The 19,994-nt window shown below is 55.7% G+C and carries 14 protein-coding genes; 3 read left to right on the top strand and 11 right to left on the bottom strand.

All coding sequences use genetic code 11. The annotated features are described in order from the left end of the window. Positions 1-44 precede the first annotated feature (44 nt). The 11 genes from uvrC to KUV22_RS02460 form a co-directional block, all read right to left on the bottom strand. Entirely contained in the window at positions 45-1,859 is a 1,815-nt protein-coding gene (uvrC, locus tag KUV22_RS02510) for an excinuclease ABC subunit UvrC (protein WP_222228097.1), read from the bottom strand. 118 nt (positions 1,860-1,977) lie between these two features. Then, positions 1,978-2,622, bottom strand: a complete 645-nt coding sequence (locus KUV22_RS02505) for a response regulator (RefSeq protein WP_222228095.1) — start codon at positions 2,620-2,622, stop codon at positions 1,978-1,980. Between the two features lie 458 nt (positions 2,623-3,080). Next, positions 3,081-4,097: a UDP-N-acetylmuramate dehydrogenase gene (gene murB / locus KUV22_RS02500; protein WP_222228093.1), complete on the bottom strand. Its 1,017-nt coding sequence runs from the start codon at positions 4,095-4,097 to the stop codon at positions 3,081-3,083. 60 nt (positions 4,098-4,157) lie between these two features. Continuing rightward, positions 4,158-4,943 carry a 3-deoxy-manno-octulosonate cytidylyltransferase gene (kdsB, locus tag KUV22_RS02495; protein ID WP_222228091.1) on the bottom strand — a complete coding sequence of 262 codons (786 nt, stop codon included), beginning with the start codon at positions 4,941-4,943 and terminating at the stop codon, positions 4,158-4,160. Then, positions 4,940-5,971, bottom strand: coding sequence for a tetraacyldisaccharide 4'-kinase (gene lpxK / locus KUV22_RS02490; RefSeq protein WP_222228089.1), 1,032 nt, complete (start codon positions 5,969-5,971; stop codon positions 4,940-4,942). Before lpxK ends, kdsB begins: the two co-directional genes overlap by 4 nt. 51 nt (positions 5,972-6,022) lie before the next feature. Next, positions 6,023-7,861 (bottom strand): lipid A export permease/ATP-binding protein MsbA, encoded by a 1,839-nt coding sequence (msbA, locus tag KUV22_RS02485; RefSeq protein WP_222228087.1) that lies wholly within the window; start codon positions 7,859-7,861, stop codon positions 6,023-6,025. Between the two features lie 105 nt (positions 7,862-7,966). Continuing rightward, complete coding sequence (locus tag KUV22_RS02480; protein WP_222228085.1) at positions 7,967-8,386, bottom strand: ExbD/TolR family protein; 420 nt, start codon at positions 8,384-8,386, stop codon at positions 7,967-7,969. Between the two features lie 29 nt (positions 8,387-8,415). Then, a complete protein-coding gene (locus tag KUV22_RS02475) occupies positions 8,416-9,036 on the bottom strand; it encodes a MotA/TolQ/ExbB proton channel family protein (RefSeq protein ID WP_222228083.1) in 621 nt (206 codons plus the stop codon). A gap of 267 nt (positions 9,037-9,303) precedes the next feature. Continuing rightward, positions 9,304-10,050, bottom strand: coding sequence for a hypothetical protein (locus tag KUV22_RS02470; RefSeq protein ID WP_222228081.1), 747 nt, complete (start codon positions 10,048-10,050; stop codon positions 9,304-9,306). Between the two features lie 82 nt (positions 10,051-10,132). After that, complete coding sequence (locus KUV22_RS02465; protein ID WP_222228080.1) at positions 10,133-10,957, bottom strand: hypothetical protein; 825 nt, start codon at positions 10,955-10,957, stop codon at positions 10,133-10,135. 174 nt (positions 10,958-11,131) lie between these two features. Next, complete coding sequence (locus KUV22_RS02460; protein ID WP_222228079.1) at positions 11,132-13,693, bottom strand: DNA internalization-related competence protein ComEC/Rec2; 2,562 nt, start codon at positions 13,691-13,693, stop codon at positions 11,132-11,134. 434 nt (positions 13,694-14,127) lie between these two features. Here KUV22_RS02460 and KUV22_RS02455 point away from each other — a divergent pair, with 434 nt between their 5' ends. From KUV22_RS02455 to KUV22_RS02445, 3 genes are all read left to right on the top strand, one after another. After that, positions 14,128-15,063 (top strand): porin, encoded by a 936-nt coding sequence (locus tag KUV22_RS02455; RefSeq protein WP_222228078.1) that lies wholly within the window; start codon positions 14,128-14,130, stop codon positions 15,061-15,063. 197 nt (positions 15,064-15,260) lie between these two features. Continuing rightward, on the top strand, positions 15,261-18,218 hold the full coding sequence (locus KUV22_RS02450; RefSeq protein WP_222228077.1) for a M16 family metallopeptidase: 2,958 nt from the start codon (positions 15,261-15,263) through the stop codon (positions 18,216-18,218). A 161-nt stretch (positions 18,219-18,379) separates the two neighbouring features. After that, on the top strand, positions 18,380-19,966 hold the full coding sequence (locus tag KUV22_RS02445; RefSeq protein WP_222228076.1) for a hypothetical protein: 1,587 nt from the start codon (positions 18,380-18,382) through the stop codon (positions 19,964-19,966). The last annotated feature ends 28 nt before the right edge of the window (positions 19,967-19,994 follow it).

Raw genomic sequence — 19,994 nt, 5'->3', positions numbered from 1 at the left:
ATGGGCGATGAGCGCCTAGAGTGCGGTTTATTTGTACAACGTACTTATTCATTGTGCAGGGACGAGTATATCTCCTGCGCAAGCTTACGACTCACCCCCTCCACACTGGCAATCTGATTGACCGAAGCTCGCATAACCTCCTGCAGCCCACCAAAGTGATGGAGCAGCGCGCGGCGACGCGCAGGACCAACGCCGGGTATCCCCTCCAGCGGTGATTCGCGACGTTTTTTATCGCGCCGTTGGCGGTGCCCGGTAATTGCAAAGCGGTGGGCCTCGTCGCGTACCTGCTGAATCAAATGCAGCGCTGGAGAATCGGATTCAAGCACCAACTCGCGATTTTGTGCCACCACATGTAGTGTTTCGAAGCCCGCCTTACGGGTTGTGCCCTTGGCGACACCGATAATCTGAACCCCAAGTACACCGAGTTCATTCAGTGTATTGATCGCTTGGCGTACCTGACCTTTGCCGCCGTCCACCAGGAGAATATTGGGGAAGCGCCCCTCCCCCTTGGAGAGACGAGTGTAACGGCGCTGCAGCGCCTGCCCCATGGCCGCATAATCATCACCGGCAGTAATACCCTCGATATTGAAACGCCGATAATCCGACTTAACCGGACCACCGGTATCAAATACCACGCAAGATGCCACCGTCGCCTCGCCACTGGAATGACTGATATCAAAGCACTCCAGCCGCTCGGGTAGTTCATTCAACTGCAAGATATTCTGCAAATCTTCAAACCTGTCTTGCAGCTTCTGCTGCGACGCGGTGCGGCTTTGCAGGTTCTGGCTGGCCGCCTGTTGCGCCATTTCCACCCACGAGGCGCGATTGCCACGCAGCCGGTGCACCAGTTGTACCTCTTTGCCGGACTTCTCGGAAAGTGCGCTGGCAAGGAGTTCACTGTCCTCCAGGTCTTCCGACATAAGTATCTCCCGCGGTACCTCCCGGTTCCCGCCCAGGTAGAACTGCGGAATGAATGCCGACAATAGCTCGGAGGATTCGAGCCCAAGCTTTTCACTGGGGTAGTAACTGCGGCTACCCAAAATACGCCCCTGCCGAATAAACAGCACATGTACGCAACACAGGCCGCCGGATGTAGCCGCACCCAACACGTCCACATCGCCACCAGCACTCTCGGCAATCTGATCTGACTGCAGCCTGCGCAAGGCGACAATCTGGTCGCGCAAACGCGCGGCTTTCTCGAACTCCAAACTTGCTGAGGCCTTCTCCATGGCGTCGGCAAGCTCACGGATGATGCTGTCACTTTTCCCGGCGAGGAACATTTGCGCATGGCGAACATCCGCTTGGTAGTCCTCGGGGCTAATAAAGTCGACGCACGGCGCCGTGCAACGCTCTATCTGGTATTGCAGGCACGGACGTGAGCGGTTGGCAAACACGCTGTCTTCGCAATTGCGAATACGAAAGGTTTTTTGCAGGAAATTAAGACTGTCCCTAACCGATGATGCATTGGGAAAGGGACCGAAGTAGTCACCCTTTTTCCGCTTGGAGCCGCGATGAAATGCGATACGTGGAAAAGTGTCTTTGCTGGATAGGAAGATATAGGGGTAGCCCTTATCGTCCTTCAGCATCACGTTATACGGCGGACGCTGGGACTTGATCAGGCTCTGTTCGAGTACCAACGCTTCGGTTTCACTACGGGTGACGGTCACCTCAATATCGGCAATCTTCTCAACCAGGGCCATCGTCTTGGCGGTGAGACCGGTCGCGCGAAAATAACTCGCCAACCGATTGCGCAGGTTCTTGGCCTTGCCCACATACAAAACCTTTCCCGCGGCATCAAACATCTGATAAACGCCGGGCTTGCGTGTGACCGTAGATAAAAACCGCTTACTGTCGAACATCGCAAATAATCAATTCAGAACCAATTTTTATAAGAATGGCGAAGAGTTCACCAAAACGAAACAGGGGCCAGCAAGGCCCCTGTTCAAAATTCACACTAAAAAGCGCTTTTTACTCGCGCTAGAGCGCCTCTTCCGGGTCGAGCACATGATGCTTCACCGCGAGTAGCGTCAGCTCAACATCCGAGTGCAGCCCCAACTTATCAAAAATACGGTAACGGTAGGTATTTACGGTTTTCGGGCTTACTGCGAGCGTTTCGGCAATCTCGGCGACCTTGCTACCGTTTACGATCATCACCGCTGTCTGCAGCTCCCGCTCCGACAGCTCATCAAAGGGTGACGAGCCACCGTTCACGCTGCGCAAAGCCAGCTTGGTCGCCATGGAAGAGCTAATGTAATTCTCACCAGCCACCACCGAGCGGACTGCCCGCACCATCTCCTCCAGATCCGCGCCCTTGGTCACATAACCTTTGGCACCCGCCTGAATCAAACGGCTCGGAAACAAGTCGTCATCCAATGAGCTGACGGCAATGACCCGGGACTGCGGGAAGCGGGCAATCAGCTTACGCGTCGCCTCCAGACCTCCCATGCCAGGCATACGCACGTCCATCAGAACGACGTCGACAGGGGTTTCTCGCACAAACGCGATGGCATCTTCACCGCTCTTGGCTTCACCGACCACTTCTATATCGGGCACATCCCCGAGCATACGGGATATCCCCATACGCACGAGGTCGTGATCGTCTACCACTAAGACTTTTATCAATTTAGCCCCAACCACGGATTTTCAATCAGCTTTTCGCGACATTTTCCTACTGAATACAGCTCGCGTAAAACTAAATTTCTTGTTATTGCTCAGCAGGTTACTCCTGCATTGATCCATCCACAGAGCCCATAGAAAACATACCAGACTAATGTCTTGATGCAAAGCAAGGTTTCCATGAGAAATTGAAGACAATTTCGGCGAAATATGACCACTTATCAGAGATATGTAGCGGGCAGGCCTGCATTTACAAGAGATCATTTTGCCGCCAACCTGTAGAGAAACCAGTCAGCGGTTGTGGAGGGACCACCAAACATCAGTAGCCGTAAGCCTGCCCCCATAGCAACACTGAGTGAGAGCGACGGTGGCGGGAGTATTATTTTTCGGCAGTTACACTTTCACAGCCAGACACGAACCAGGCACGCATAACTCGACTGGGTAAGCTAAGGATCAAAAATACATCAAGGATAGAAACGCGGCTCTGGCTCAAGTGTCACGCCAAATTTGTCTTTGATATCGGCAGCGATTTCACGAGCCAACCCCACAACCTGCTGGCCGCTACAGTGCCCCGGATTAACCAGCACCAGAGCCTGGCGATCGTGAACGCCGACACCGTCCCGCTGAAACCCTCGCCAGCCGGCGTGGTCAATTAACCAACCCGCGGCGAGCTTCCAGCCTTCACCTGCGGCGTAGGCAACCACATCAGGGTGTGATTCCTTGAGTGCCGTATATTGGGCTTCGCTAACCACCGGGTTCTTAAAGAAGCTGCCGGTGTTGGGGATTTCGACAGGGTTAGGCAACTTGCTGTTACGTATCTCAATAACCGCATCCGCAATTGCCGCAGGGGTCAGCTGGTCCAGCGCCCTACCTTCTTTGGCAAAAAACTGCTGTAGTGCCGGGTAATCTACGTGCGGCTTCCATGTATTTGGCAACCGCAGAACCACCTCACATATCAGATAGCGATCCTTTCCTGCGCCTTTAAAAACGCTGTCTCGATAACCAAAAGCACAATCGTCCGCGGTAAATGTAACTAAATCACCACTCGCGATCTCAACGGCAGTAAGCTGCACAAAGTAGTCTTTGAGCTCCACCCCATAAGCGCCAATATTTTGAATAGGCGCAGCACCAATGTTTCCAGGAATCAGCGCTAAATTCTCAAGGCCCCCAAAGCCGGCCTCAACACTGCGCATCACCAGTTGGTGCCAGTTCTCTCCAGCGGCCGCACGAATTCGCACACCGGCTGATTCTTCCTCAAATTCCAAGCCGCGCATACCCAGGTGTAATACCAGCCCCGGGAAGTCGTCGGTAAGTACAATATTGCTGCCACCACCGAGGGGCAAAATGGGCAGCGACTTTTCACGGGCGAACGCGAGTGCTTCCCGTAATTCCTCAAGGGAAGTAACCGCGCAAAAGTGCTTGGCACGCGCGGCTATGGTCATCGTGTTAAATGGCTGCAGATCAATATCGGACTGAATCATGTACTACCACTGCTTGAGGATGCGCCTGTGATGAAATACGCGGCCAGCGCTCCGAGAAACTCAGGCAAACAATGCGCGCATCCGCGCAAGGTCCTGCTCAGTATCAACGCCACCGGGCACCACTTCGCAAGCGTCATCCACATGGATGGCATGGCCGTTATACAGGAACCGAAGCTGTTCCAATGCTTCAAATTGCTCGATTGGCGCCATCGGCCAGGCCACAAACAGATTTAGCAAGGCTGCCCGGTAAGCATAGATGCCAATGTGTCGGCGCGGATTCAGCCCTTCGGGCAAGGCGCCCTGCCCCTCAGCGAATGCGTCGCGCGGCCAGGGTATCGGTGCTCTCGAAAAATATCGCGCCAAGCCCGAGACTTCACGCACAACTTTAACAATATTGGGATTCAAAAAATCTTCGACCGATTCGATGGGCTCAGCGAGCGTGGCAACACCAGCATCGGAGTTAGCCGCCAGATTCGCGGCAACCTGGTTGATCACCGCCGGTGGGATAAGCGGCTCATCCCCCTGCACGTTTACCAGAATCCTGTCGTCGGCGAGGCCCAACTGCTGGGCAACTTCCTGCAAACGGTCGGTACCCGAAGCGTGCTCGGCACTGGTCATGCAAACCTTGCCACCGAACCCAGTGACGGCCTCCGCCACCCGCTCATCATCAGTGGCAACAACGACACGGTCTGCTGCACTCTCAAGAGCACGCTCGTACACGCGCTGGACCATCGATTTACCGGCAATTTCCGCAAGCGGCTTGCCGGGCAGCCGACTCGATGCATAGCGCGCCGGAATAATCACGTCGAAACTGGGTGCACTCACGGTACTACTCTTGCGGGTCATGCGGGTTCGAAGCTCTCAAGGTGTTGATGAATGCACTGGTAAAACGTTTCTGGCAGCACGGCACGCGCTTCCAGTGCCCACCAGTGGCTTTGCCAGAAATCACGGCATTTCACCGCGTCTTTCATGGTCATAATTACCGGCGTAATGCCGTCGAGCTGCAGCTCTTGCACACTGTATTGGTGGTGATCCGGAAATGGCATTTCCGTTACGGTGTACCCCGCCGCTCGCAGGGCATTGAAGAAACGTGGCGGGTTACCGATGCCGGCGACTGCATTACAGGGGCCGACTTCCGGGCCAGATTCCAGCTTTAACGATGAAGTCTGGTCCAGGTTGAACTGATGCCAAAGCGCCGGCTCAAGCTCCATGGTGAAGTCGAGCTTCTCCCCGCACTGAGACAGGGCCAGCTCGCTCGGCTGTCCGTTGGCGACAACCATATCGACACTATCGAGCCGATCAACAGACTCACGCAATGGGCCACGGGGCAACAAATGACCGTTACCAAGCCCTCGCTGCCCATCCACCACACAGATTTCCATGCTGCGCCAAAGGGCGTAATGCTGCAGCCCATCGTCCGACAGAATGACATCACAACCGTGCTGTTCAATCAGGGCTTCCGCGGCTTCCAGACGTTTGGGCGCAACCATCACCGGCAGGCCGGTCATCAGATGCAGCATGAGCGGTTCGTCACCGGATTCGAGTGGATGCGATTGTGCAGTAACGTTATACGGATAATGCTTGGCGCGGCCGCCGTAACCGCGGCTGATAATACCAGGCTTGCGCCCACGCTCTTGCAGCCAGCGCCCCAGCTCGGCAACCAATGGTGTCTTGCCGGCTCCACCTACGGTGATATTGCCCACCACGATGACCGGTACCGGCAAGGGAGCAGGCTTGTTACGCTGCTTCCGCCAGCGGCTACCGTGGCGAAATGCCACCTCGAGCGGTGCAAATAATGGCAGTTGATTGCCGCTGTCTTCACCACCGTCGGTGGCCGGATACCAGCGTTTATTCAACCAGTCTTCTAGCGACATTTCGCCAAGCGCTCCCTATCCCTGATTTGACGTGTGCGATTAACGGGCCAATCAGCCCGTGCCTTCAGCATTCTGTTGTTGTAGCAAAAGTGCGTAGCGACCGCCGCGGGCAACAAGCTCGCTGTGACTACCCTGCTCGACGATGCGCCCCTGCTCCATCACCAGAATACAGTCTGCATTCTCAATAGTGCTAAGACGATGCGCGATCACAAAGGTAGTGCGATCTTTCATTACTTCATTCAGCGCCGCCTGGATATGGCGCTCCGAAGTATTATCGAGCGCAGAAGTCGCCTCATCGAGAATAAGCAACGGAGAATCTTTCAGCAGTGCCCGGGCAATTGCCAGGCGCTGACGCTGACCACCGGAAAGAATCTGCGCATTATCGCCCAATACCGTCTGCTCACCTTCCGGCAATTCTTCGATGAAGCTGCGCGCATGTGCGAGGTCGATCGCCCTCTGCACTTCAGCATCCGGCTTTCCTTCCAGCTCACCGTAGGCGATATTCCGATACACCGTGTCATTGAACAGCACGATACTTTGGGAAACCAAACTGATTTGCTCTCTCAGATCCGCCAGCGGCACCTGAGTAATATCCACTCCGTCCAGCAAGATTCGACCAGAGGTCGGCTCATAAAAGCGTGACAGCAAACTAACCAGGGTGCTCTTGCCGGAACCGGAAGAGCCAACCAATGCGACCGTCTTGCCAGCCTCTACGGTAAAACTGATATCCGAGAGAACTTCGGGTGTATCTTCTGAATAGCGGAAGCCGAGATTTTCAAAAGTAACCTGCCCGGTTACCGGTTCCGGCAACTGCGCGGTACCGCCAGTTGGCTCTTTTGGCGAATCGATCACATCGAAAATACTTTCCGCTGCTGCAATACCCTTCTGGATTTCTGCATACACCTCGGAAAGATTGCGAATGGGCTTCGCCAGCGAAGCGGCGGCGCCAATATAAGATGCGAATACACCGGCGGTCATAGATTCGACCATACCCGGCGCCAGTGCGAACCACACCAGCAGGGCCGTGGCGAGGCCAACCAGGATTTGGATTACCGAAACACTCGCGTTATCGGCCACCACCAGCTTCATAAACTGCTGGCGGTTGGCGTTGCTCGCTGCCTGGAAACGCGTGTTCTCGTAACTTTGCCCACCGTACATCCGCACCACCTCATAGCCATTAATGGCCTCCTGGGTTACGTGGGTAACATCACCCATGGTGTTTTGAATACGGTGGCTGAGTTTGCGAAAGCGCTTGCCAACGATGCCGACGATGGCAGCGATAATCGGCACAAACAGGAAGAAGGTCAGCGTAAGCTTCCAGTTCACCATCAACAGATAGGTCAGTAAACCGATCGCGGTAAACGATGAGCGGAAGATTATTTTCAGCGATTTGGTAATGGAGTTGGTTACCTGCTCAACGTTATAGGCAACCTTGGAAATCAAAAATGCACCGGTGTAGCGGTCAAAGTAGCTACTTGGCAGCCGCCCAATGTGCTCAAACAGCTCGGTTCGCAGTTGATGGATGACCGCACGGGCCACATACGCCAGCCCGTAACTACCAATAAAGTTACCCAGCGCGCGCAGCGCGACAATCACCAGCATGCCCAGAGGTACCAGCCAGCGGGCCGTTTCCTGCGGCATATGGCCACCGGGGAAAAATCCCGCCACGTACTTGGACAGGAAGCCTCGCCCGGCATCAATGCCCACGCCAACCGCATCCAGCAACAGCTCGGTTACTGCGATCAGCGCAACCTCCATGGTGGAAAACAGCAGGAAACCGAACACGGCAAGAACAAACAGCGGCCAGTGTGGCGCCGCATACGACAGCAGACGACGGTAGGTCTTGGCTCCGTTCTTTGGCTTGCGTGGCGGTTGCGGGGATTTATCCATAAACAATCAGGTTGTGGCCATTCGACTCGACAGCATAAACGGAGGCGAAAGCGCGGTCAGAAGCGCCGGAGCGCCAGTTTGGCACTCCGGTTTACACTTTATAGATTACTGTTCGCCGGGCTGCCGCGTGGTAATGCTGAGGTGCACAAACCCCAACTGACCAGCAGCATCCATTGCACGAACCACAGCCTGGTGCTCTGCGGTGGCATCGGCAGTAATGATCAGCGGGCGATTGTACTCGCCAGCCGACACTTCTGACAGTGCCGATTTGAGGGTGGCCAGCTTCTTGTTGATCAGCGCGCGGCCATCAACAGAATAGGAACCGTCTGCGTTGATAAGAATTTCAACCGTGGACGGCGGCGCCTCCGCCTGTGGCCCGGAGGCCTCGGGGAGGTTGAGTTTCAGGTGGCTTTCCTTGGTAAAGGTGGTAGACACCATAAAGAAGATCAGCAGCAGGAAGACCACATCAATCAGTGGCGTGAGGTTAACCCCATCCTGCTCTTGTCTTTGACGGCGGAATTGCATCGAGCGCTCCTGAATCTTGGGATTTAAGCTCAGGCGGCTTCGATGCGGCGGTCGCTATGCAGCGCATCCACCAGTTTTACCGCTTCCTGCTCCATGGTCACCACAATGGAGTCCACACGCCGCTGGAAGTAGCGATGGGCCATCAGCGCGGGAATCGCCACACTCAAGCCGGCAGCCGTGGTGATCAGGGCCTGGGAGATACCTCCGGCCAGAACCCCGGCGTTGCCGGTGCCTTCCTGCATGATTGCGGTGAATACCTGAATCATACCCAGCACCGTGCCCAGCAGGCCGATCAGTGGTGCCACCGCGGCAATGGTGCCGAGGACATTTAGGAAACGCTCCAGCTCGTGGACCACCTTGCTGGCGGCCTCTTCGATGCTGTCTTTCATGACCTCCCGGCCATGCTTGGAATTGGACAGGCCTGCAGCAAAGATGCGCCCCAGCGGGCTGGAGTCGCGCAGCTCTTTGATCTTGTCAGAAGTGAGCTGATTGCTGCGCAGACTGCCCCAGACCTGACCCAACAGGGCGCGAGGCGCGATTTTGCGCTCATTCAGGGTCCAGAGACGCTCGATGAAAATGGCGATTACAGCAACAGAACAAAGCAGGATTGGCAGCATTAGCCAGCCGCCGGATTTGATGATTTCTAACACGTTTTGTGCCCCAGACTGCGTACGGGATTCTTATGGTATCTGTGTATAAATTCGGCACCCCATCAACGATATTCGATGCCGTGGCCTGAGACTCTACCACAGCTCTTCGCAGCAGCTAAGTCTCTGATTGTTAACTTTTTTTGTGCTGTGACCCCCTTTGCATTCAGCCTGTCCGCGCGTGCAGCCCCCAAAACGCAGACAGCCGCCTTGCGGCGGCTGTCTCAGGACCCCGTTCAGGGGATCGAGCTCGGGAAAGTGCTAATGCGCTTACTTCCCTGGACGCTCCGGACGCTCGGGCTTTTCAGGGCGCTGCGGCTTTTCTGGACGCTCCACCTTCTCTACGCGAGCAGGCTTTTCCATTTTTTCCATCTTGGCAGCAACGCGCTCGGCACGCGCCATTTCACGCATTTCCTGCTTTTCGGCACGGGCAGCTTTACGCTCCACCTGGTCCGCACGCTCCGGACGGTTGGAGCGAATACCGCTCATCACCTCACCGAGGTTCACACCGATAGCCTTGGCAATTTGACCCCAGCCCATGCCCTCGACCTGGCGCATTCTGAGAATCTCATTGAGGGAATCCTGAGCAATCATGCCCTCCTCACCCTCAACGACTTCCGCCTCGGACATGCCGGCCAGCTGCTCAGCCAACGCCATGGTAATCACCACGTTACCGTATCCCATGCCAGTAGTGGCTTCGGCACCATCTTCCATTTCCGGCGTATCTCCGGCTTCGACATCGGCTGTCTCACCGTCTTCAGTACCGCCTTCTACGTCAGTAGGCTCTACATACTGAATGCTGCCGTCGCGCAAGCCATTAACGATCGCTTGCGAATCTTCTCCAAAGAAATCAGAAAACAGTCCAGCAATACGCTCACTGGGAACACCTTCAGCGGTTTCTACAACTTCGACGTCGCTAGTCTCAGGCGCGACATCGTCGTCCGCCCAAACCATGGGCATTGCGACCAACGCCGCAAGCGCTGCGGCCAGGGCAGTGGATTTATAAGGGACATTCATTATTGATTCTCCTGGTTTCAAGGGAGTTTCTTGCCATTCGCCCATCCTTCATCAGGTGCGCGCGACAAAACAAGAAATGGGATTAATTTTCTGGCCGGTAGCTAATCTGCAGACCAAAGCCCTGGTCCGGGCTGCCATCTGCAAGACCGATATAGCCGTACAGTATGCCGGTCCAACGGTTGTTCAGCTTGTGGCTGTAGTAACCAAAAATCTCTGTTTGCGCACTGCTCGTATCCGTAGCGGCCTGCTGGTAATCCAGCGATGCACCCATGCTGGACACCTCACTCAGTCGATAGCCTGATCCTACCGAGGTGTACCAAACATCACGCAGTACCACATCCGGCAAGTCGCCTTTGAATTTACGTGCTACGGTCACAAACGGCGTAAAGTCATCCACCGCCGTGAAGACTTCCATTTGCAGGGTGTAGTCGGATTCGCCGGTACCCAGCCCGCGCTCTTCATCACCGAGCGGCACCTTGTATTTCGCCGAGAGATCAACGAAGTAGCGGTTGCCGACCGGCTCGAGGCTATAGGTTCCGGTCAACCACAGGTCGCCCAAGCCGGATTCTTTGCTGCGCACCGACTCGTCTGGATTCTGGTTGCCGCCATTGCCGTTGCCAAAGCCATTTCCCGGGCCAATCACAAAACCGCCATCACCACCGGGAATCACATCGCCAGGGCCCTCAACGGACACCCACGGGAGTGACGCCTTGAAGGTCCAGGCCGCAGAGGGGGAGTAACTTACGGTGAACGGCAGCGAGGTAATGTCCGTTTCTGCGGTGCTGCCATAGTCACCACTACTGACATCGGCACCGAGGGAGTATTTCCAATCTGAGGCCATCGCACCGCTGCAGAGAGATACACTACTGGCTGCGATGAACGCCTTGGCAAACCGGTTAAATTTCATACAAACCACACATCTATTCTGTTCTTGCGCAAACCGTACCAGTTTAGATGTGACGAACAGTGCACTAATTCTCACTTGTCAGTCATAGCGACACCAATCCGTCCGTTTATGAACCAGTGCACAAGTTCAATGCGTGGCGGGAGACAATCGGAAGATGAACTGATGTAGCACGCGTCAATCACACAAACGAGCCCCCCCGTCAGCTAGCCAAAAGCGACCTGCGTCGCGCGCACAAATAGTGTCAGCGGGTGCGTTCCCCAAGCGCCAAACAAACTGCACGGCCCCCATATCGGCGGTACTAAAAAGCTCGCTGCCGAATTGGCTGTATCTTGCGACCACGTCCTGATGTGGATGGCCAAAGTGATGTCGATAGCCGCTACTGAAAACAACGTTGGCGGGCTGTGCCCACTGGATAAACACCTCTGATGAAGAAGTTCGCGAACCGTGGTGCGGGGCAATCAATACATCCACCGGCGAAAAATCAGGGTACTGGCGAGCGAGCCGCTGCTCTACCCTGCTCGAGATATCTCCGGTGAGGAGAATTCGCACATCGGACCACTGCAACAGGGCAACGCAACTGTGGTCGTTTTCCTCGCCGCTGAGCCGGGGAAATACCGCCGCGTGCCCCGTTTCCACATCAGGCCAAAGCCACGTTAAAGTCAGACTGCCCAAGCTTTCGGATTCGCCGGCGGCACAACGCTTACTCGCAGTACCTTCCGGCAAAATACCAGCCAGGTGCCGTGCCAGCCGCCCTGGCGAATAACTCTCGGCAACCCCAATTTGTTCCGACAAACCTGCCACGCCACCTGCATGATCCCGATCACCGTGACTTACGATGAGCTGATCCACCGTCTCGCGACCGAGTGCACGAAGGTAAGGTGCGACCACAGTCTCGCCGGCACTCCATCCGGCGGCCGTCGCTGCACCGGCATCAAATACCAGCGCATGTTCATCAGTAACTGCGGTAACCGCCAGACCTTGCCCTACATCCAATACCGACAGCTCGAGATAGGGAGACTGGGCACGCTGAAATGGCAAGATGCTCGACGCAATAACGGGAACGAGCAGCCAAGCCAACCCACGCCCCGGCAGGCCTTTTGGAAGCAGCCAGATTAGGCAGCTCAAAGCACCAAACACAGCCAGCCAAGTACTGGGAACCGGTAACGCGAGCCAACCCGGCGCCACTTCATCAACGCCACGCATGAACCCCAACAGCCATTGCAGCTGCGCGTCGGCCAAACCCCAGAGCGCGGCAGAGAGCGGCTCAATGGGCAGTGCGGCCCCCAGCAATATCAGCGGCAGAATGCCCAGCCCCACCCACGGGATGGCAATCAAATTAACCAGCAGCCCTGTCAGGCTGAGGCCGGAAAAAATCATTAACGAGGGAATCAGCAAACCAACCATAATCGCCAGCTGGCTGCGTACATTGTTGGACAAGGCCGCAAATGCAACTCGCACGCTGCGCCCTCGCAATTGGAGTTCCCCCTCTTTCTCCGACAAACCATCCACTCGCGCACGGCCCTGGAACCGCAACAGCAATACCGCGACCGCGATAAATGAAAGCCAAAAGCCTGCGTTCAGCACCGCGAGGGGCTGCCACATCAGAACACCGCACAAAGCCAAGGCCAGCGCCAATTGGCCATCAAGCCTGCGCCGGAGTATCACAGCCATAATGGCAACCGCGGTCATAAGTAGAGCGCGCTGCGCGGAAAGCGGTGCACCACTGACCAGGGTATACAGTGTGGCGGCGAGCAGCCCCATGGCGCCCGCCAACCCCACAGGATTGCGGAATAGTCCCGGTGCGCTGGAAAGCAATCCGGTCATTCGGCCCAATAAACCGCCGACAAAGAAAAAGCTGACCGCCACCATGCCAACGTGGAGCCCCGAGATCGCCAACAAATGGGCGGTACCAGTGCGCTGCAGCAAACCCCGCGTACTGTCATCAATGCCCCCACGATCACCGAGTAGAAGTGCCCGCATCAGCGGTGCCGAGGCATAGGTATCTGCACCATCGCCACCAAGCCCATCCCGGATACCCTCGCGAAGCGCATCGAGCCCCTCCCCTGCAGCGAGCAACTCAGGCTGCCGGTCGCGGTCACGTACATAACCAGTGGCGTATATCCCCTGCTCCAGCAACCATGCCTCGTAATCGAAGGTGTGGGGATTGACACTGCCTCGCGGCTGCTTCAAACGGACGCGTATTTGCCACAGGCTTCCCGCACGCAGGTCTGCAACGTCATCCGGTGCCATCCGGTACCAACCAAGCTGGACGATCTGATGCAGAAAACGTGGGTCGCCAGCGACAGCAATACGGGCACGAAACCGCACATCCCGGTAGCCCCGCGCTGCCGGTAGCGGGGCTCCAAAGTAAGACACGGCAGGCGCACTTTGTGGAAGTGAGATCACCTGAACAGTGAGATCCTGGTCAGACCCGTGCAGGTCCTCAGGGAGACGTTGCTCTAACGATTTGAGATTTGAGGCCAGTGCCCAGCAAGTACCAAAGACAAATGGGAACAACAGGCGATATACGAGAGGCCGCCATCCACCCCGGTAGGTGTCCGCGCTACCGGAGACAAATAAAATGAGCCAAAGAACGCCAACCAGCAGCAAAATCTGGCTGGCCAGTCCGGCATTGCCCGGTAGTCTTGGCCAGTAGGCGACCTGGCCAATGCCGATCGCGCACACCCACAAACCTACCGTTAGGCTCGGGCGCCAGCTGCCCCCAAACCTGCTCATGACCGATATCCGTTCGGCCCGCACGCCACATCCATGTTGCTACCACACCCCCGAACACCCCAAGCATTGAGGTATTTAACAGTCCTGACCTATCGAGACGGTCCACCTGACCCAGACGTCGAGATATTACAGAAATTTGCCGACACACCCCAAATCTGAGCAAAAAATAACCGAAAACATAGGAAACAGGGTATTTTGGACCCCGCGTGGGTGATCAAAGAAAGTACCTAGCTGTCATAAAGCGATCCAAATTCGGGCAAAAACATCCTGCCTTACATGCCGAACAGCCATATCTGGCAGCTTTTAGTCACATTACCTTCAAATATTTTTCATCTTTCACATGTTTGTAACATAAGTGCCGCAAACTGCGCCGCATCTGAAGAACACAACCTTTTGCATCCATTTTCACTACCTACTTCGATATGAGAGCAGACATGAAAAAGACCGCTATCTCTCTGGCCCTGGTTGCCGCACTGCCTACCGTTGCCAACGCCGAAGAGCTCTTCGACTTCTACGGTAAAGCCAACGTTTCTTTCCAGTCCAACGACGAAGGTGACGGTTCCGTAACCGACGTATCCAGCAACGCCTCTCGCCTGGGTGTTAAAGGTGAGCTGCCGCTGGATAGCGGTATCAAGGGCATCTACAAGATGGAATATCAGGTAAACATGGATGGCGACGGCGACACTTTCAGCCAGCGCAACATCTATGCCGGCCTGGAAGGCGGCTTCGGTCAGGCGATCGCCGGTAAGTTCGACTCCCCACTGAAAGTTGCCCAGAAGAAAGTTGACCTGTTCAACGACCTCGAAGGTGACATCAAGAGCCTGGTTACCAAGAGCGACAACCGTCCGTCCAACGCGGTTCAGTACACCACTCCGTCTTTCGGTGGCTTCAAAGTAGCCGCTGCCTACATCAGCAACGAAGACGCTGAGATCCTGGACGACGCTGGTGAAGTAGTAGACACCCGCGACAACGGTACCTCCCTGTCTTTCGCTTACGACAAAGACGGTGTTTACCTGGCATACGCTTACGACATGGGCGTTGAAGGCAACGATTGGGACGTATCCCGTGTGGTAGCCCAGTACAACTTCGGCAACCTGCAGGTTGGCGGTCTGTACGAAGAGCAGGAAAAAGCAGACAGCAGCAAGCAAGACGGCTGGATGACTTCTGTTGCTTACAAGATCAACAAGTGGACTGCTAAAGCACAATACGGTCAGTCTGATATTGTTAAGACTGACGGTGAAACCTTCAGCCTGGGTCTGGACTACAAACTGTCCTCCGCCGCTAAGGTCTTCACCTTCTACACCGACGAAACTGCTGCTGACGACTACTCCCGCAGCTACGTTGGCGTAGGTACTGAATTCAAGTTCTAAGCCGAACTTGAAATCGACCCCCTAACTTCAGGGCGCAACTCGATGAGTTGTGCCCTTTTTTATTGCCTGCCGATTTATTCTGTGACAAGTCGCGTTAATCCGCGCCACGTTCCCGCTAATTTTTCCTTCACGCTACGGCGCACGGTTCTCTGTGCTAGGATCTGAAATCCAACAAAATAAAAAGGTCTTCTACCGCCATGCACCGCACAAAAATCGCCCTGATTTTCGCATCCGCAATTTTGGCCGCCTGTAGTAAAAGTTCTGATCCCGTCAGCAAAGAAGATTCCGCCAAACTGGAAACACCCAAGGCTGCCGAGCAGCAAGCGGCCCTGCCCGCTGGTGTTACCTTGGTAGAGACCTTCGATGGCAACGGCGCAGACATTGCAATCCCTTACGAGAAGTACAAGCTCGATAATGGCCTCACCGTTGTCCTGCACGAAGATCACTCCGACCCGCTGGTGCACGTCGATGTCACCTACCATGTGGGATCTAATCGCGAAGATCCGGGCCGCTCCGGTTTCGCGCACTTTTTTGAGCACATGATGTTTCAGGGCTCGGTGAATGTCGGTGATGAAGAGCATTTCCGCATTATCACCGAAGCCGGCGGTACCATGAATGGCACCACCAACAGCGACCGCACCAACTACTACCAGACCGTGCCGGCCAACCAGCTCGAGACCGTACTGTGGCTGGAATCTGACCGCATGGGGGTGTTCCTCGACGCAGTCACTCAAGAAAAATTCGAAGTACAACGGGAAACCGTAAAGAACGAGCGTGGCCAACGTGTCGACAACCGCCCCTATGGTCGCGCGCTTGAGACCATGTTTGCCTCAACCTATCCGGATGGCCACCCCTACTCCTGGCCAGTTATCGGCTGGCTCGAGGATCTGAACAAGGCCGACCTGAGCGACCTGAAGCGCTTCTTCCTGCGCTGGTACGGCCCCAACAACGCGGTCATCACCATTGGTGGTGATATCGACAAGGCACAAACCCTCGCATGGGTATCCAAGTACTTCGCCCCTATTCCCGCAGGCCCCGAGGTACAAGATCTGCCCAAGCAGCCCGCCAAGCTGGACGCCGATCGCTATGTCACACTGGAAGACAATATTCACCTTCCCGCGCTGGCGATGATGATGCCCACCGTCCATTACAGCCATCCTGACGAACCGGCACTGGACGCTGCAGCAGCCATTCTTGGCCAGGGTCAGGATTCCATGCTGTACCAGCGTCTGGTTCAGACCGGGCGCGCCGTCTCTGCGAGCGTGAGCCATTCCTGTAAAGAACTGGCCTGCGAAATGTGGTTTATCGTGATTCAGAATCCCGCATCTGGAGAAACCCTCGCCGAGATGGAGCAGGCGGTGCGCGACACTCTGACCGAATTTGCCAGTCGCGGCGTAACCGAAGACGACCTGGTTAAATTCAAGGCCGGTTACGAATCTGGCCGCGTCTTTGGCCTGCAATCAGTCTCCGGCAAAGTCTCTACCCTGGCTGCGTTCGAGACCTTTACCGGCAGCCCCAAAGGTATCGACAAAGAAATTAATGCGTACCTCGCCATCAAGACCAATGACGTTACCCGGGTGTTTGACCAATATATCGCCAAGCAACCTTCCGTCCTGCTCAGCATCGTGCCAAACGGCAAGCCTGAGCTGGCGGCAGCCAAACAAAATTATGAGTGGACACGCACGATTCCGGAAACCTATGCGGACAAAGGCCAGGAACTGGCGTTGCGTCCGGTAAAAGATACGTTTGATCGCAGTGTACAACCCACTCCTGGCGTTAATCCGCAGGTAGAGCTGCCTGCGATACAGGATGGCAAGCTGGAGAACGGCGTCCGACTGCTCGCAGTGCAAAATGACGAAACGCCAACCATTACCGTACGTGCCGTATTCGATATCGGCCAGCGGGACGAGCCCCACGGTAAAGCCGGCCTGACCTCGCTGATGACGTCTCTCATGACGGAAGCCACCACCGAGCGCAGTGCAGCGGAATTCACCGAGGCACTAAAACGCCTGGGCGCCAGTGTCAGTGTCAGCAGCGGCAAATACGAAACCACGGTTACCTTGAACGTGCTTGAAAAGCACCTGGATACTGCGGTTCCCCTGATGATGGAGCGCATGCTCAAGCCTGCGTTCAGCGAAGCGGACTTCGACCGTATCAAGCAGCAAACCATCGAAAGCCTGCAGCAAGCGCGCAAAACCCCGCAGGGACTGGCAACCCGCGCGGTAGGTGCGGTGATGCGTGGCGCAGAGCACCCGCTCAGCTACCCGGGTAACGGCTTGCCGAGCACGGTGGAGAACATCACGCTCGAAGACGTGAAGCAGCACTACAAGGCGCACTTCCCTCGTCACTTAAGTGGTGTCACCGTAAGCACCAGCCTGCCGCACTCACGCATTCTCGAGTCGCTCGAACAACTGGCGAAGCTGGAAGTATCCGAGCCAACCCGCGCAGCGATTGCTCTGGAGAAACCATCCATCGATGGACGCACCGTCTATCTGGTGAACAAGGAAGGCGCAGCCCAGTCCAGCCTGCGCGTCGGCCAGCACGGCTTACCGTATGACGCGCTCGGCGATTACTACCTCGCCTACCTCGGCAACTTCCCACTGGGCGGAAACTTTAACAGCCGCATCAACCTCAACCTGCGCGAAGACAAAGGCTATACCTATGGCGCCCGCTCCTATCTGATCGGCGAGCCCCAGGACGGCATGTACATGCTGAGTTCGGAAGTGAAAAAGGACGCTACCGCCGATGCACTCAATGAAGTACTGACCGAGTTTGAAAACTTCGACAGCAAAGGTATGACCGAGACAGAGTTCAACTACCTGCGCTCTGCGATCGGCCAGCAGGAAGCCCGTAAATATGAAACGCCGAGCAGCAAGCTCAGCCTGCTGAACAATATCCTGCGCTATGACCTGCCGCTGGACTACCGCACTCAGCAGAATGCGTTGCTGAAAGAAACCGATCGCGATGCACTGAACAAAGTCATCACCGGCCTGCTGGACCCACAAAACATGGCAATTGTGGTGGTAGGCGATGCCGCCAACATTCGGGAAAGCCTCGAGGGCTTGGAGATTCCGATTGTTGAACTGGATGAAGACGGACACCCCAAGACCGAGACTCCGACGCCAGCAACCACCGCTGCGTCTGCGACTCCCTGACAAACCAACCTTTACGGTTTAAAAAGGCGGCCTCGGCCGCCTTTTTCATTTTTACGCGCCTTATCCAGCACCCCACAATCGCTCCAGAAGCGCCTGGCACCTTAATGAACCCTGGCGCGCAGCTTTCGTCCTACGCTTAACACAATAGGAAGTAGTACCGGATGGAGCATCGCAGTATGAATGTGCCTTCGAGAACCTGTGCGGCCTTTGCCTGCGCGCTGCTTATGTCAGCGGCCACAAACGCAACCCCATTGCCTCAGTGGCAGACCCCATGGCTACTCCCCTTCGACCTGAACCATCCCCAGTACCCTGCGAATCCAGACGCTTACAAGACTCCTCCGGCCAGCCAACAAGATACGTACGATTTCGCCTGGCAATCGTTCATCGCCCTGAACTGGCCCTGGCAGCAAGGTGGTCCCGGCGGCCAGCCAGATCCTAACCAGCAACTAGCCGGTATCGCCAACAACACCGCACCCCACCCCATCGTGGTTTGGGAGTCCTACATGGAACCGGAAAAGGCGTTCACTCCGCCAAAATACTGGCCGGTAGACTGGGGGAACCCCGAGTTTCTGAATTTACAACGTCAACCGTCACCACCCTGCTACAGCAACAGCTACGTGTACGGGAAACCATTTGCACCCGGCATCAACCAGCCCTACACCAACGCCAACGTGCCTACCGGGCCACTGGTGGACCAGAACAAAGAGTTTGTACGGGTAGAGGTAAAGCTCAGCCAGCCCTACTTTCAGTACATCAAGCAGTTCAAATATTATGATGCCGACAATCAGGTGATTGCTGTCGACAACTACATCGACTATGCAAACCAGCACGACGCAGCCCCCAACCCAGCCCAAGGCCCTCACGATGACAGCAGTAACTTTCAGCCGCTGCCCACCGGCCTGGAATTTTACCTGCGAGATTTACCGCTATATGCACGACAAGGGATTACTGAAATAAAGGCTGCATGGAAGGTACTGAAAACAGAAGGGCCTGATGCGGATATTCCCGGCCGCTATTTCCGCCGCGTTTTACAGTTCCCGCTCCCGGATGGCGGCCTGAGTGAACCCACCTTAATGGGCCTGATCGGATTCCATATTCACCGGGTAACGCCTTTCGGGCACCTGCCTTCTACCTTCGAGCACGTTGACAATGTGCGCCTGGAAAAGCGATTTCACGATTCACTCCCACTCCCTGCACACCCTGCACTCAATCCAGGAGCGGAATCTCAATACGGCGCTAGCGCGAGTCCAAATTATCCGAACGGCTACGAGGTAGGCGGAAAAACGGGCGAAGCGGGCCTGATACCCAGCGCCTTCAAACAAGGGGATACGCTTCCGACAAAAGCAGACATCAAGCAAGTAAACGTATCACGGGAAACACCGATCCCCATCGATGTGCAAATAGCCAACAAAAAATACCAGTGGCTACTGCGCGATTCCGTCTGGTCTTACTACCAGTTGATCGGCACCCAAAACAAAAGTCTGCAAGTCCCCAACTCCTCACTGGGGCCTGGTATCCCCGGTGCGCAGCATTCCAACACGGAAAATCTGGTCAATACAACGCTGGAGACCTATACGCAAAAAGGATTCAGCTGCTCACGCTGCCACCTCAACGCATTCCCGCACGGCGTAACCGTATACCCGCCCTACGAAAAGCGCTTTGAGGACTTGCACGTAATGAGCTTTCTTCTGCTGAATGCCAGATCAGGCCGTGAAGAAAATCCAACTAGCGGGTGTGCGATGCCGTAACGGCCTCTCGTTGCTACCCACTAATACC

Source organism: Microbulbifer agarilyticus, assembly GCF_019800665.1.
Taxonomy (GTDB): Bacteria; Pseudomonadota; Gammaproteobacteria; order Pseudomonadales; family Cellvibrionaceae; genus Microbulbifer; species Microbulbifer agarilyticus_C.
Note: the sequence above shows the minus strand (reverse complement) of the source record. Positions and strands in the feature narration are given on the sequence as shown.